Below are 13,796 nucleotides of genomic sequence, written 5' to 3'. Positions count from 1 at the left end.
TGGCGTTCATCAAGAACCATCCGCAACTGCCGTTTTTTATTATTCCGAAGAAAAGGAAGTGGATTTCCACAAATTAGACATTGCCCAGGATGCATACACATGTTATAAAATCTCAAAATAATAAAAGTGAGCATAAATCCATGGAAAATGGTCCCAGGAAAAGAAGAAAATCCAGAGAAATTCAAGTCGGATCCGTCAAAATAGGAGGCGATGCACCTGTTGTTGTCCAATCCATGACCAACACGGATACTCGGAATATTGAAGCGACGGTCAATCAGATCAATGCATTGCAGGAAGCCGGCTGTGAGATCGTACGTGTGGCTGTTCCGGATGACGAAGCCGTTCAGGCGATACCGGCGATTAAAAATCGCATCAAAATTCCCCTGATTGCTGATATTCATTTCCAATATCAGCTGGCCATCGACGCCATCAAAAACGGTGCAGACGGCATCCGCATCAATCCCGGAAACATCGTCAAAGAGAAGATTGCCGAGATCGTTAAAGCAGCCAAAGAGCGGCAAACCGTTATCCGCATCGGCGTTAACGCCGGTTCCCTGCAAAAAGATCTTGTTCTGGATTATGGCGGCGTCACGGCGGAAGCCCTTTGCGCCAGCGCAATGCGCAACCTTGAGATGTTCGAGGGTTTGGGATTTGATTTAATCAAACTTTCGCTTAAGTCATCGGACGTGCCGATGATGATTGAAGCCTATCGCATGATCGCCGACAAAACGGATTATCCTTTGCATTTGGGCGTGACAGAAGCCGGAACGGTCGTCAATGCCGCGATCAAGTCCGCTCTGGGCATCGGCCCGCTGCTTTATGACGGGATCGGTGATACGATCCGTGTTTCCGTCACGGGAAGTCCGCTTTTGGAAATGCCGCTGGCTTACGGGATTCTGCGGGCGTTGAAAATTCGTCAAGTCGGTCCGGAAATCATTTCCTGTCCCACCTGCGGACGCTGCCAGATTGATCTCCTGGGATTAACGGAAAAGATCGAAAAAGCGCTTGCCCATCGGAAAAAATATATTAAAGTTGCTTTAATGGGCTGTGTGGTCAACGGGCCCGGTGAAGCGGCGGAAGCCGATATCGGCATTGCCGGCGGTCACGGGTTCGGTATGATGTTTAAAAAGGGCGTCGCTTATAAAAAAGTCGAAGAAAAAGATTTTGTCCCGGTTTTGCTCGAAGAGATAGAATCCCTGGACAATGAAAAATAAGGAGGGTTAATGCGTTACTCGGAAATGCACCTGCCCACCGGGCGGGAAGTGCCGTCCGACGCAGAGGTGGTCAGCAATCAGCTCATGATTCGGGCAGGAATGATCAGAAAACTAACCAGCGGCATTTATTCCTATCTGCCGCTGGGCTATCGTGTCATTAGAAAAGTAGAACAGATTATCCGCGAGGAAATGAATAAAGCCGGGGCCCAGGAGGTTCATCTCCCGATGGTGCAGCCCGCGGAATTATGGCAGGAGTCCGGACGCTGGACATATTACGGTAAGGAGCTTTTAAGATTTCGCGACCGTAATGACCGCGACTATTGCCTGGGGCCGACCCATGAAGAGGTCATCACGGATCTGGTGCGCCATGATATTAAAACCTACCGGCAGCTGCCGCGCAATCTGTATCAGATTCAGACAAAATTCCGCGACGAAGTGCGTCCTCGCTTCGGTGTGATGCGCTGCCGCGAATTCGGCATGAAAGACGCGTACAGTTTTGACGCGGATGAAGCAGGCGCGGAAAAAAGCTATCAGAAAATGTTTGCCGCCTACAACAATATTTTCCGACGCTGCGGTTTGCAGTACCGTCCGGTAGAGGCGGATTCGGGCAGCATCGGCGGAAGTTATTCGCATGAGTTCATGGTCATGGCCGAATCGGGTGAGGACGCCATTGTCTTTTGTGAAGAATGCAACTATGCCGCCAATCTGGAAAAGGCCGAAATCGCCCGGCCGGAAAAGACAGACACGGCGGAAAAAGACTGGCTGCCGATGGAAAGCGTTGAGACACCGAATGTTCGCACCATTGATGAAGTCAGTTCATTCCTGAATGTATCACCCGGACAGATTGTCAAGACACTGATCTTCAACGCAGACGGCAAGCCCTGCGCGGTGCTGATTCGCGGCGATCAGGACGTTAATGAAATCAAGGTGAAAAATTATCTGGGAGCCTCAGAAGTTGCATTGGCCGACGATGAAATGATTATGAAGGCCACCGGCGCGCCCCGCGGTTTTGCCGGCGCCGTCGGCATTAAAGTCAAAGTCATTGCCGATTATTCCATCATGAACCTTGTCAATCTGGTAACCGGCGGCAACAAAGAAGATTGTCATCTTAAAAATGTCAATATCGGACGGGATTTTCAGATCGAAGCTTACGCTGATTTACGTGTATCCACGCCTGGTGACGCCTGTCCGCGATGCAAAGGCGCGATCAAGTTTGTTCGTGGCATTGAAGTCGGTCACGTTTTCAAACTGGGAACAAAATACAGCAAAGCCATGAAAGCCGTTTATCTGGATCGCGACGGCAAGGAAAAAACCATGATTATGGGCTGCTACGGCATCGGCATCGGCAGGACGGTGGCTGCCTGTATTGAACAGAATTTCGATGAAAACGGCATTATCTGGCCCATGCCGCTTGCGCCCTATACGGTGATTGTCACGCCCGTGAATATCAACGAGGCCGAGGTCATGAAAGCAGCGGAGGATATTTATTCGGAATTGCAGGCCCTGGGCGTGGAGGTTATTCTCGATGACCGCGATGAGCGGGCGGGGGTGAAGTTTAAGGATGCCGATCTGATCGGTATTCCACTCAGGATTGTCGTGGGTCCCAAGAATCTCAAACAGGGTCAGGTGGAGTTGAAAATCCGCAAAACCGGCGAGAGCAGCCTTTATGCGATCCAGGATATTGTTTCAGAAGTCCGGAAAATAATTGCTTCAGAATTAAACGGAGCCAGTTGACAGCCGCGCATTGGACTGGGAATCTTCATGTTAAGAATCAATGATGTTCTTGATAAAGCTCAGGCCTATCTGACAGCCGAAGAGCTGGAGATGATTCAAAAGGCCTATATTTACTCGGCCACGGTGCATCAGGGTCAGGTGCGTTTATCCGGCGAGCCCTACCTGACGCATCCCATGGAAGTTGCCGGGATCCTTACCGACATGAAGATGGATTCGGCGACCATCATCAGCGGACTGTTGCATGACACGATTGAAGATACCCTGACCACCAACGAACAAATCGAGAAGGAATTCGGCAAGGATGTCGCTTTTCTGGTGACGGGCCTGACAAAACTCAGCCGCATTTCATTCGGTTCGCAGGAAGAAAGACAGGCCGAAAATTTCCGGAAAATGATTCTGGCGATGTCCGCCGATATCCGCATCCTCCTGGTCCGATTAGCCGACCGCATTCACAACATGAGAACCCTTCAGTATCAAAAGCCCGATCGGAAGATTTATATCGCGCGCGAAACGATGGATGTCTATGCTCCGCTGGCTAATCGTCTGGGGATCAACTGGATGAAGATGGAGCTGGAAGACCTGGCCTTTCAGTACATCTCGCCCGCCGCTTTCAATGAAATCGCCACGCGGGTCGCCAAATCCCAGGAGTCGCGCAACCGCTACACGGAAGAAGTAAAAACCATCATTTTTAAAGAACTGGAAAAAGTAGCCATAAAAGCCGAAGTGGAAGGCCGGGCGAAGCATTTATACGGCATTTACAAAAAAATGCATGAACAACATATCAATTTTGATGAAGTCTATGACGTCATCGCCTTTCGCATTATCATGGATTCCGATCTCGATAAAACCTGTTATGAAGCGCTCAGCATCGTGCACGCCTTATGGAAACCGGTTCCCGGCCGGTTCAAAGACTATATCGCCATGCCCAAGGCCAACAACTATCAGTCTCTGCACACGGCGGTCATCGGCCCCTACGGTGAAAGAGTTGAAATTCAGATTCGAACCCGGGCCATGCATGAATGGGCGGAAAAGGGCATTGCGGCTCACTGGCGCTATAAAGAGGGACGGGCTTTCCAGAACAATGAAGACAATCAGATCAAAAAACTCCGGGAGGCCCTGGAGATTCAGCAGGACATCAAGAACCCGAAAGAATTCATGTCCAATCTGAAGATGGCGCTGTTTCCGGACGAAGTTTATGTCTTCACGCCGCACGGCGATGTAAAATCTTTTCCCAAAGGAGCCACACCCATCGATTTTGCCTACAGCATTCATACCGATGTCGGGAATAAATGCACGGGAGCCAAGGTCAATCGTAATATTGTGCCGCTTCGTTACCAGCTGCAAAACGGGGACCAAGTGGAAATCATTACGCAGGCCGGCCACCACCCCAGCAAAGACTGGTTGAAATACGTGGTGACGTCGCGGGCCATTTCCAAAATCCGCAACTGGATCAATCTGGAGGAAAAAAACAGTTCGCTGGCGCTGGGCAAAGATTTGCTGGAGAAAGAATTCAAGAGAAACAACCTGAAATTTGCGAATTATATTAAATCAGACGAGATTAAGAAAATTCTGACGGAACATTCATTGCTGACCCTGGATGATCTGATTTCACAGGTGGGTTACGGCCGGATATCACCGAGGCAGGTGGTTAATCATTTTCTGGTTGCAGAAGCGCCGAAGGAAGCTGAAAAACTTTCGGAAAAGGAAAAGAAAAAGTCCGCTGCTTCCCCTTCGCTGGGTATCAGTCTTACCGGTATCGACGATGTCATGGTCAAATTTGCCCGGTGCTGTAATCCGATCCCGGGAGATGAAATATCCGGTTACATTTCCCGCGGACGCGGTATTACGGTTCACACCCAAAATTGTCCGCATCTGAAACGACTTGATGCCGAACGGATTGTGGATGTCAACTGGGATGTCCGCCAAAAACACGCCTATCCCGTGCATATCAAGGTGGTCTGCAATGACCGAAAGGGTGTTATCACAGAGGTCAGTTCGGTCATTACTTCATTTGATATCAATATCAGCTTTGCCCAGGTCGAGACGACGGATATGATCGCCAACTGCGAATTCGTCATTGATGTCTATGATACTCAGCAGCTCAATTCCATTTTTTCGGCCATTCGGCAATTAAAAATCGTCCGGTCCATCGAAAGGATACGCAAGGCCTGAAAATAACAAGTAGTTCCATTTGTCTGTTGACAAACAAATCCACTCTGCTATAAGCAGGCCCAACCTGATTCAGGAAGAAAATAACATGTGGAAACTGGTGGAATCATGATCAATAAATGGCTGAAATATACCGTCGTCTTTTTTTCTGTTCTGATGTTGTGCCTTCCGGGTTTTTCGCTCCACGCCCAGACGGTAAAACAAATCGTTATGATTGATCCGGCGCATGGCGGCGAGGATTCGGGTGTTGTCGGTGTTTCTCAAGTTGCCGAGAAGGATTTAACACTGGCCATTGCCCTGGCATTAAAGAAGGAACTGGATAAGGAAAGCAACCTGGAAGTGGTTCTGACCAGGAATTCGGATAAGACCCTGTCAATGGATGACCGCAAAAAGAATATAATGAAAATCAAGCCCGCTATGGTTTTGAGCCTGCATGCCAACGCCGGCTTCGGTAAAAATTCATCAGGGTTTGAACTGTATTATCCCGGTTTCAAAGGCCTTGAAACGTCCCATAAAGGTGCGAAAACAAATAATGCGGACGCCAGCCAATATCTGAACGATACGGTGAAGCTGGCGCGTCTGGTGCAAAAAAATCTTGACGGCTTGTTCCCGCGCAAGGGTAGAGGCCTCAGGGAAGCGGTTGTTCCGCTGGCGGAAGGTTTAGCCGTGCCTGTGCTGACCGTGGAGATGGGTTTTGCCACCAATCCCGATGAAAAGAAAAAATTGACTTCCGGCAAAACACAAACGGAGATAGCCTTCGCCCTGGCGAAGAGCATCAAGGCATTCTTTTAGGGGCCGTTAAGAAATAACCACCCATGCGAGTGGCAAGACTGTTACAGTTCTAGCCATCTCATTACGGCCTCTTATGCCGGTATGATATTAAAATGTTACGGTAATTATTGAACAACGGTTCAGGAGTCCTGTGTTTACAAGAAATCATGGCAGAAAATTTGATGAGCTTCGGCCTGTGCGCATCACCAACGGGTATTTGCGGAACGTTCCGGGTTCCGTAATGGTTGAATTCGGTAATACGAAAGTTTTGTGCGCGGCATCGCTGGATGAAAAAACGGCTCCTTTTTTAAAAAATACCGGAAAGGGCTGGCTGACCGCCGAGTATTCCATGTTGCCCATGTCCACGCAGACACGTTCGTCACGCGAAGCGGCACGCGGCAAGCTGGGAGGCCGGACGCATGAAATTCAAAGACTGATCGGCAGATCCCTTCGGGCGGTAACGGATTTAACCGCTTTTGGCGAAAGAACCATTTATATCGATTGCGATGTTATTCAGGCGGACGGGGGAACCCGCACCGCGTCAATCACCGGAGCTTTTGTTGCACTGGTTGATTTATTTAAAAACATGAAAGAGCAGGGGCTGGTAAAAGAAATTCCCGTCAATGATTTTGTTTCGGCGGTCAGCGCCGGTATCGTGCAAAATCAGGTACTGCTGGATCTGGAGTATGAAGAAGACTCTCAGGCGGAGGTCGATATGAATTTTGTGATGACCGGCCGGGGCTTATTCATTGAAGTGCAGGGCACAGCCGAACATGTGCCGTTCAGCAAAGATCAACTCGATGGGATGACCACGCTTGCAGCCGCAGGCATTGACAGAATCATTGCCCGCCAGAAGGAAATAGTAGGCTCTTTAAAATAATGAAAATCGTTTTTGCGACAAAAAATGAAGGCAAGGTCAAAGAGATAAGCGAAATGCTTGCCGGAATGAATATAGAATTACTATCCTTGAACCACTTTGAATCATTGCCGGAAATTGTGGAGGATGGCGCAACCTATCTCGAAAATGCTCTGAAAAAAGCAGAAATTATCTCCCGATTCACAGGCGAAACGGTCCTCGCAGATGATTCTGGTCTGCAAGTGGATATTCTGGGAGGGGAGCCTGGTATTTATTCCGCCCGCTATGCAGGCGAGGGAGCGACAGACGAAGAAAATAACCGCAAACTTCTGGACCGGTTGAAAGATATATCCGGTGAGAAAAGGACGGCGTCTTTCTTTTGTGCTCTGGTGCTATATCATCCAGACGGCCATTATGAGGCTTTTGAGGCTAGGTGGCAGGGACGGATCATTGACGAAAGACGGGGAACAAACGGTTTCGGTTATGATCCGATATTTCTTTCGCCCGAACTGAATAAAACAGCCGCGGAATTGCCGCCGGAAATTAAAAATACGGTCAGCCACCGGGGGCAGGCATTTGCGAAACTGAAAAGCCATCTGAGTCAAAGCATTCATTCATAATAGTCGGGGCGTAGCGCAGCTTGGTAGCGCGCTTGCTTTGGGAGCAAGATGTCGCAGGTTCAAATCCTGCCGCCCCGACCAATGATTTCAAGTGCTTAAGCATTATTTATATCTCCTTTCCATTTTTTTGTAGTGCCTCTTGTAGTTGATTTGTCATTTTTGGTGTAAATTTCCCCTCAATTTTGGTTGTCGCCTGCCGAACAGATTCATCTATTGAGTGGATGTAAATTTCTGTCGTTTTGAGGTTCTTGTGCCTCAAAAGCTTTGACACTGATTTCAGGCCGGTCTTTTCCTGATCGATCAAATGAGAGGCCATGAAGTGCCTCAGGGCATGAAATCCATAGTAAAGGGGAAAGTCTTTATACTTCCCTTTGTCTTTTCCCCGGTCGATTTTCCTTTTCGTTGTTCCAATAGGCGAGATCCCCGCCCGCCGGCATAAGCTTGCCATCATCTTTGGGCGGTGATAATAGCGATCTTCCGTTTCTTCGTTGTAAAATACCCACTTTTCGGACTTCCTTTGCCCATACCTGGCCTTCAATATGGAATAAAGGTCATCATTCATCGGCATGTCATCGGGCTCAAAAGCCCCGTCTTTTCGTTTGCGGGTCCAAAGCGTAACTGCTCTTTTCTCAAAATTAATATCATCCCACGTTAGGCGGAGTATTTCATCTATTCGCCCGAGTAAATGAACACAGCACATAATAATGTCCTGCTCGTCACCCGGGGCGGCCGCCAGAATAAGCTTGACAATCTCATCCTCCGATGGAACAGCCTTGACTTTATCCGTGTGCGGCATCTTATCGATTTTGCTGACAGGATTCTTTATATCAAGATTATAACTTTTGATTGCCCATTCAAAAAGGGCGGATAGGTCTTTTCTTCGGGCGTTGTAAACTGCATTTGTTTTTAATGAGCTGAGATAAGCAATGATATGAATCGGCTCGATCTGATTAATAGGCACGTCGCCGTGCATTTGCAGAAATTCCTTGTAGTTCAGCTTTTTATATTTGTAGGTATCTGGGGCGTGTTTCCTTTCGGAGTAGTCTAGGTATGCGCTTGCGGCTTCTTTAAAGCCCATGCCTTGCTGGATCTGTTTTAATTCCGCCTTGGCATCCCGGCGGCGTTTTTCTTGCCCTGTTGCGGCCTCTCTGCGAGTTTTGAACCCCCTGGCCCCGTATGCCTTTCCCCGGAACTGGAACTGATACACCCAATATTTGTAATTTTTGTCCTTCCAGATTGACATTTAAAAGTCCTCCCATCGGACGAAAACGTAAAACCCTTATCCCCTTGGGATAGAATCCCCCTAAATTATGGGCGTTATCGTAAACAGTTCTGGCAGAAATTTGCAAGAAATTTGCAACGTCCTTTACTGTCCACAGTTTGTCGTCTGTCACGTTATTTCTCCGTCAGCATAAAAGCTGCGTATTTCCCGATTTCTTCAATATTTTTCATAATACACGACCCGCAAAGCAGACCCGCCCCTTTTGGCTTACCTCTAGGTTTTATTCTTTCCCAAAGATCATTAGGAATTAACAAGTCTACTTTAAATAAACTTCCGCATTGTTGACATTTGCACGGCACATTATTTCCCCGCGTCCTGAGTAACCATCATTTACTTAATCTCCGTTGATATTCTTTTTTTCTTCGATATGGCGACCGTCATTGAGAATTTTTCTTCATCTTCTTTGCGGCCGACAAAAGCCGCCTTGTAATAACAATTTTTTGCTGAATTTAAGCCGAAACGAGTAATCATAGCGGCTTCTTCCATGTTTTCAGCTTTAAGATTTATTGAAAATCCTGCACCATACTCGCTAAGGGTTGCTTTCATGCTTTTCTCCACGGAAGTTCGTTATGCGTCTGTCTGGCTTAGAGATTTATAAACATTATCCCAAAACATTCTGTCATCAACAGTCAGTAAATAACCTTCTCCTGCAATGTCACCGCCTTTGCTTACGATATGCACTGCGCATGTCCATGCTTTTGCCTCGTCAATCTGTTCAGGCGTGACTTTTTCCATTTTATTTAAAGCAATAAGCTCAGGGCATTCTTGGCATTTAATTCCCAGGCAACACTTTAAATAGTTTTCGGGAATTTCTTCGGATTGAGACATGGAGCATTGCTTATGAATTTTTTTGAGCTTCCCTTCACGCTCCATTGTAAATAGTGATTTTAAGCGAGAAACTTCCTGTGACAAGGTCTTTGCCTCATACATCCAATGTCTGAATTTATCGCTGTTAAGATTAAATTGATTTATGGCTACATGCCAATTATGGTCAAAATCTCGTTTCAATCTTCGTTCTTCTGATGTCATCACCCCTCCTTTACGATTGCAGCCGGTTAAATTCAGACCGTCACTGGTTCAACTACCTCATGGCATTCCGGGCAAAGTAATTTATAGCCATGTTTAAACGTCACGCAGTCGGTAGAAAATCCAGTCCAGCCACATATTTCATTGCAGCAATCAACAAGATATTTATCCGCTGATGTATATTCAAATTCAATGCGCGTAACGATGGTATCTGGTGTGCATTTTTTGTGAGTCGAACAGAAAAACTCGACAAAAGCAGACGGCCATTGATAAACTGGATGATCGCCAAATCCTTCACGTTCGCATTCCTTAAACCCATAGGTCACGTCATCGGTCATTGCTCGTAATGGTTCACGAATTACAGATATTACCCTGATCGGATCGCGCAAAATTTCTATCGTTTCACCTTTTTTAAGCCCCATGCACTTTTTAACAGGGCGCAGTAAATCGCCGGTCATTAATCCAACCCATCCGAGGCGGCGGGTTACGTCTTTCGTGCCGTCTTTAACCTGCTGTGTCGTCAGTGCAAAACTGATATTTCTCATCCCGTCACACTTGAACACTGGCAACGATCGAGAGGGTAATGACATTTTATACATCGTTCATTATTGATTATGGGCATTCCTCTTAACAGCGCTCCGCATTGTTCCATGGCGGCAATTCCAACAGCGACAACCTGCCTTATTTCATGCAAAGCCTGTGTGTCTCCATGACCACAAACCCACGCTCTTTTTGCATCGTTTAGGCACTTGTCCATAATCAAAATCCATTCAGCAGTTGAATGGTGGTGCATCGGCCATTTTCTGTCTTGGTAATCACGCTCACTTTGTATTGCATCCAAAACTTCTTTTTTCATAATTTTACCTCCACTCGCACCTTAACGGTTCTGCTTTTGTTGATACCCTCATCCATTTACCTCGCTATAATCACACTCGTTTGGGCTCGGAATGTAGCAGTTTAAAAACTCCGACGCCCAACGCTGAATTTTCGAGTAATAGTCCATAAATTCTACCGTGCTTAATGATGTTGTGCTGCGGATCACGGTCAACCCGGTCTTTTCGTCAATATGACTGAGGAACTTCGCCCGGAGCGCATCATGGACCTCTTCTCTCTCATATCCAAGATGCTCGGACAGTATATCGATAACAAGTCCCCAGTATGCCGCATTCTGATTTATCGACCGCTGGCTTTTCTTCTTTCTGATCGTCAGTTCAATCTCTTTGCCTTCAAGTTTTGAAATCTGAACGAGGTACTTCTGATGATTGAAAAGCATCAGTTTCCCCCGTTCGACTTTTCCGCTGTGAATCGGTATCATGCGAACCTTTACGCGATAATCTTAATGCTGGGGATCTTATCGGCCAGCCATGCCTTGATATTTTTTATGGCTTCCAGGCGCCACATTCTGCCGTCTGCTTCAAACAGGGCGCACCGTGGAGCTTCACCTTGACCGCCCTTAATGCGGAATATAAAGGTGCTTGCCGGTTGTTCAACTTCCATAAACGTGCGGTACGGGCGAAGCGTAACCGGATTCGGCACGGGGACCTTAGCGACAAGAGAAATTCCCGTTTTTGCCGTGACCTGCTGAGTGATGCCGTCGTCATTGTAATTTGACACGCCCTCGTCTTTGACGTTACCGATGAGTTTCAAAATCAATGCTGTTGTTTCGTCCTGAACAAAAAGAGCCTGCATCGCAATGATGAAGATTTCAACGTCCATGAAATCACCGAATTTAAAAACAGGCGATTCATGAACAGCTTCCAAATAGACGGAGCGGTTCAGCCATGCATCGGAAAAATCAGCGTCCAGAACATAAACAGATTTGTTGCTGGCAACCTGAATCATCTGTTTTTTGACATCCGGGACGTAATCAAAGATACCTGTCAACGTGTTGATTTTTAGTGTTTCTGCTTTAGGCGGCTCCAAAGCAATGATTCCCGAAGGCCCACTTGAATACGTCCGGCCGTTAATCGTCACTTCTTTATATCCGCCCAGCGATAATATCTTGTTGATTGCTTTTTCGATCATTGCGTAATGGCCTCCTTTTTGTCGAGTTTGTAAACATTGTCCACCGTTGCCGCTTCTGTCCCCGGAATTACTGCCTGATTTGAGTGATATTCCGAAGCATAGCCTTTGCCGTCTTTGTCGCGCCCCAGGAACACACGGACATCAAACGGTGCAATGGGCGCGAGTTTCGGGACAACATCACATTTCAGGTTTGCAATACCCCGGTCACTGTCCGGCTTAAATGTGACCTTCAATGTTACCGTCCGGGTAGTTTTCGGGTCTGTGTTCGGGTCCTGAATGTTGTCAAGAACGTCCTGCAGGGCGAGATTAAACCGCTCAAGCGCCGCCCCCTGATTCAATGATTCCAGTGTTACGTTGGTTTCTTTTTCCAATTCCTTCTCCTTTCATTTAAAGTTTATGCTGCTTTTCTATACCGATCCCTAAACGCTTCCATCGAACAGTGCGGGGAACAGTTCTTTTGATTCCATGTTTTCTTTATGAACAACCGTCTGCACTCCGGCCTATCGCACATTTCAATATCAGCGAATAAAACCTTGTCGGCTCTTTTCTGGCGGTTTTCCCGGCGCCGCTTTTCCATGTACCATTCTTGACGGCATAGTTCTGAGCAATGGTCCCGTCTGCATTCCGGGCATGAGCAAAAAGGGCGGGTCATGCCTTATTAACTCCCAGGCCGTCCATTACCATTTCCGTCAATTCAGTTTTTTCCCCGACTTTCCGCACCCGATCCGGCCTCAAATTGATTAATTTACCGCGATACTTCACGACAATATTGCGATCTGTCATGTGGATGATCTTTGCCTTTCTTGTCGTAAAGGTAAAAGTGTGAGAACTTCTACGCTGACAATGAGTCCAGGTTATCTCGTCGCCTATTTTCATCCCATCACCACCGTTACGCATTTATAAACCAGAGCTCCGCCGACTTCTTTGAATCCTGCCCAATTCTCTTTGCAACGGTCAATTTCCCACGCCTCATTTACCGTCATGGTAATTTCGGCGTGAAATTTGTTCTTCTCAACGAAATCCGCCAATGCGCAGATCCGCTCAATCGCCTGCTTTGTGATTCCCTGTACTTTTCTTCCGTCGCCTATTGCCATTATCAAATCCTTTAAAATGCGGGCGGGGTGCAGCCTCCTACTTCCTGCGCTCCCCGCCCTCTCTCAGTTAGCGGGAAATTTGCCCTTGGGACGCCCCATAAAGCTGACCGTGAGCCGATTTATCCCAAGGTGTTCGGCTCTGGTATGACCTGACAACGTGCTTCTTGACTTCTGTGATCACGCTTAAATCTCCCTATGTGTTTATTCTGGTGGACGTGACAGTGTTGGCTTCAACAATATTAATCGCTGATATTCACGCCTGCTTACAACCTCACGGTTTCCCGCACGTCCATTATTACGAAGATGCAACATACGTCGCAATCCCCGTTTCTTCTTGAACTCGTTTCCGCATTGCCTGTTCGTCGCTATTTCCGTCGCTGAGATGAAGCAGATGAATTTCTCTGCACCGAGATAGATCGTTTGCTTTCAGCATTCCGATAACCGTGTCCAAACTCATGTGATTACGCCTCACGCGCCGGCCAACTGATTGCGGGAGCGCTCCGCTCTGGATATTATGACTCAATTTATCGGCTACATAATTGCATTCAATCGCTATGATGTTCACACCTTCAAAGCGATTTCTGATATAAGATGTATCGGGGATAAAAAGCAGTTTTTCAAAGTTCGGGGCCCCTATAAGAAACCCGTGAGTCGGTACGTCGTGATGTAAATCGAAAGGAATTACCACCCAATCACCTACGCATTCCTGTGAGCCTGCAAGCAGCATGTTCATTCTGTGATGGCTTCTTAATTCCAGGGCTTCTGCTGTTTCCTCTGAGGTCCAGATATCTACCCCGGCCTTTAGCAGATCCTTTGCAGCTTTCGAGTGGTCGCCGTGAGCATGGGAGATGAGGCACCCCGCAAGTCCGGAAAGAGAAAAATTCAATTTTTCGCGGATCACCTTTATTGATATGCCGCATTCCACCAAAAGGGGTGCTATCCCGTCCGATTCAACGAGATAGCAATTCCCTTTTGATGATGATCCAAAAGATCGAAAGTTCATGA

At 47.3% G+C, this 13,796-nt stretch carries 16 protein-coding genes, 1 tRNA gene and 1 pseudogene; 7 read left to right on the top strand and 11 right to left on the bottom strand.

Annotated features, from left to right (window positions below; translation table 11 throughout):
* Nucleotides 1–140: 140 nt before the first annotated feature.
* The 7 genes from CVU71_03925 to CVU71_03895 all read left to right on the top strand — a co-directional run bounded on the left by CVU71_03925 (nt 141) and on the right by CVU71_03895 (nt 7,445).
* Nucleotides 141–1,214 carry a 4-hydroxy-3-methylbut-2-en-1-yl diphosphate synthase gene (locus CVU71_03925; GenBank protein ID PKN21056.1) on the top strand — a complete coding sequence of 358 codons (1,074 nt, stop codon included), beginning with the start codon at nt 141–143 and terminating at the stop codon, nt 1,212–1,214.
* A 9-nt stretch (nt 1,215–1,223) separates the two neighbouring features.
* Nucleotides 1,224–2,948 (top strand): proline--tRNA ligase, encoded by a 1,725-nt coding sequence (locus CVU71_03920; GenBank protein ID PKN20935.1) that lies wholly within the window; start codon nt 1,224–1,226, stop codon nt 2,946–2,948.
* Between the two features lie 27 nt (nt 2,949–2,975).
* The gene (locus CVU71_03915; GenBank protein ID PKN20934.1) at nt 2,976–5,120 is read left to right on the top strand and encodes a GTP pyrophosphokinase; all 2,145 of its coding nucleotides are present in this window, start codon (nt 2,976–2,978) and stop codon (nt 5,118–5,120) included.
* A gap of 105 nt (nt 5,121–5,225) precedes the next feature.
* Nucleotides 5,226–5,909: a hypothetical protein gene (locus CVU71_03910; GenBank protein PKN20933.1), complete on the top strand. Its 684-nt coding sequence runs from the start codon at nt 5,226–5,228 to the stop codon at nt 5,907–5,909.
* Nucleotides 5,910–6,039: 130 nt separating this feature from the next.
* The gene (locus CVU71_03905) at nt 6,040–6,768 is read left to right on the top strand and encodes a ribonuclease PH (GenBank protein PKN20932.1); all 729 of its coding nucleotides are present in this window, start codon (nt 6,040–6,042) and stop codon (nt 6,766–6,768) included.
* Nucleotides 6,768–7,364 (top strand): Non-canonical purine NTP pyrophosphatase, encoded by a 597-nt coding sequence (locus tag CVU71_03900; GenBank protein ID PKN20931.1) that lies wholly within the window; start codon nt 6,768–6,770, stop codon nt 7,362–7,364. Before CVU71_03905 ends, CVU71_03900 begins: the two co-directional genes overlap by 1 nt.
* Before the next feature lie 4 nt (nt 7,365–7,368).
* Nucleotides 7,369–7,445, top strand: a tRNA-Pro gene (locus CVU71_03895).
* A gap of 25 nt (nt 7,446–7,470) precedes the next feature.
* Here CVU71_03895 and CVU71_03890 read toward each other — a convergent pair.
* The 11 genes and pseudogenes from CVU71_03890 to CVU71_03840 form a co-directional block, all read right to left on the bottom strand.
* Complete coding sequence (locus CVU71_03890) at nt 7,471–8,607, bottom strand: site-specific integrase (GenBank protein PKN20930.1); 1,137 nt, start codon at nt 8,605–8,607, stop codon at nt 7,471–7,473.
* Nucleotides 8,608–8,976: 369 nt separating this feature from the next.
* A complete protein-coding gene (locus CVU71_03885) occupies nt 8,977–9,192 on the bottom strand; it encodes a hypothetical protein (GenBank protein ID PKN20929.1) in 216 nt (71 codons plus the stop codon).
* A gap of 21 nt (nt 9,193–9,213) precedes the next feature.
* Nucleotides 9,214–9,675 (bottom strand): hypothetical protein, encoded by a 462-nt coding sequence (locus tag CVU71_03880; GenBank protein ID PKN20928.1) that lies wholly within the window; start codon nt 9,673–9,675, stop codon nt 9,214–9,216.
* Nucleotides 9,676–9,851: 176 nt separating this feature from the next.
* Nucleotides 9,852–10,217, bottom strand: a pseudogene (locus CVU71_03875) (hypothetical protein).
* Complete coding sequence (locus CVU71_03870; GenBank protein PKN20927.1) at nt 10,214–10,528, bottom strand: hypothetical protein; 315 nt, start codon at nt 10,526–10,528, stop codon at nt 10,214–10,216. The pseudogene CVU71_03875 and the gene CVU71_03870 overlap by 4 nt, the downstream one beginning before the upstream one ends.
* A gap of 48 nt (nt 10,529–10,576) precedes the next feature.
* Nucleotides 10,577–10,987 carry a hypothetical protein gene (locus tag CVU71_03865; protein ID PKN20926.1) on the bottom strand — a complete coding sequence of 137 codons (411 nt, stop codon included), beginning with the start codon at nt 10,985–10,987 and terminating at the stop codon, nt 10,577–10,579.
* Nucleotides 10,988–10,995: 8 nt separating this feature from the next.
* Entirely contained in the window at nt 10,996–11,697 is a 702-nt protein-coding gene (locus CVU71_03860) for a hypothetical protein (GenBank protein ID PKN20925.1), read from the bottom strand.
* Nucleotides 11,694–12,068, bottom strand: a complete 375-nt coding sequence (locus CVU71_03855) for a replication terminator protein (GenBank protein ID PKN20924.1) — start codon at nt 12,066–12,068, stop codon at nt 11,694–11,696. The genes CVU71_03860 and CVU71_03855 overlap by 4 nt, the downstream gene beginning before the upstream one ends.
* Before the next feature lie 277 nt (nt 12,069–12,345).
* Nucleotides 12,346–12,573, bottom strand: coding sequence for a hypothetical protein (locus CVU71_03850; GenBank protein ID PKN20923.1), 228 nt, complete (start codon nt 12,571–12,573; stop codon nt 12,346–12,348).
* A complete protein-coding gene (locus CVU71_03845) occupies nt 12,570–12,791 on the bottom strand; it encodes a hypothetical protein (protein PKN20922.1) in 222 nt (73 codons plus the stop codon). Before CVU71_03845 ends, CVU71_03850 begins: the two co-directional genes overlap by 4 nt.
* Before the next feature lie 295 nt (nt 12,792–13,086).
* Complete coding sequence (locus CVU71_03840; GenBank protein PKN20921.1) at nt 13,087–13,794, bottom strand: MBL fold metallo-hydrolase; 708 nt, start codon at nt 13,792–13,794, stop codon at nt 13,087–13,089.
* Nucleotides 13,795–13,796 lie beyond the last annotated feature (2 nt).

Source organism: Deltaproteobacteria bacterium HGW-Deltaproteobacteria-6 (assembly GCA_002840435.1).
Lineage (GTDB): Bacteria > Desulfobacterota > Syntrophia > Syntrophales > Smithellaceae > UBA8904.
This window is presented reverse-complemented; position numbering and strand designations above follow the sequence as displayed.

What these genes read in the sequence shown, in the direction of transcription:
- CVU71_03850 (PKN20923.1), bottom strand. Translation starts at nt 12,573, where the DNA reads ATGAAAATAGGCGACGAGATAACCTGGACTCATTGTCAGCGTAGAAGT.
- CVU71_03870 (PKN20927.1), bottom strand. Translation starts at nt 10,528, where the DNA reads ATGAAAAAAGAAGTTTTGGATGCAATACAAAGTGAGCGTGATTACCAA.
- CVU71_03845 (PKN20922.1), bottom strand. Translation starts at nt 12,791, where the DNA reads ATGGCAATAGGCGACGGAAGAAAAGTACAGGGAATCACAAAGCAGGCG.
- CVU71_03885 (PKN20929.1), bottom strand. Translation starts at nt 9,192, where the DNA reads ATGAAAGCAACCCTTAGCGAGTATGGTGCAGGATTTTCAATAAATCTT.
- CVU71_03865 (PKN20926.1), bottom strand. Translation starts at nt 10,987, where the DNA reads ATGATACCGATTCACAGCGGAAAAGTCGAACGGGGGAAACTGATGCTT.
- CVU71_03840 (PKN20921.1), bottom strand. Translation starts at nt 13,794, where the DNA reads ATGAACTTTCGATCTTTTGGATCATCATCAAAAGGGAATTGCTATCTC.
- CVU71_03920 (PKN20935.1), top strand. Translation starts at nt 1,224, where the DNA reads ATGCGTTACTCGGAAATGCACCTGCCCACCGGGCGGGAAGTGCCGTCC.
- CVU71_03910 (PKN20933.1), top strand. Translation starts at nt 5,226, where the DNA reads ATGATCAATAAATGGCTGAAATATACCGTCGTCTTTTTTTCTGTTCTG.
- CVU71_03915 (PKN20934.1), top strand. Translation starts at nt 2,976, where the DNA reads ATGTTAAGAATCAATGATGTTCTTGATAAAGCTCAGGCCTATCTGACA.
- CVU71_03880 (PKN20928.1), bottom strand. Translation starts at nt 9,675, where the DNA reads ATGACATCAGAAGAACGAAGATTGAAACGAGATTTTGACCATAATTGG.
- CVU71_03900 (PKN20931.1), top strand. Translation starts at nt 6,768, where the DNA reads ATGAAAATCGTTTTTGCGACAAAAAATGAAGGCAAGGTCAAAGAGATA.
- CVU71_03860 (PKN20925.1), bottom strand. Translation starts at nt 11,697, where the DNA reads ATGATCGAAAAAGCAATCAACAAGATATTATCGCTGGGCGGATATAAA.
- CVU71_03890 (PKN20930.1), bottom strand. Translation starts at nt 8,607, where the DNA reads ATGTCAATCTGGAAGGACAAAAATTACAAATATTGGGTGTATCAGTTC.
- CVU71_03925 (PKN21056.1), top strand. Translation starts at nt 141, where the DNA reads ATGGAAAATGGTCCCAGGAAAAGAAGAAAATCCAGAGAAATTCAAGTC.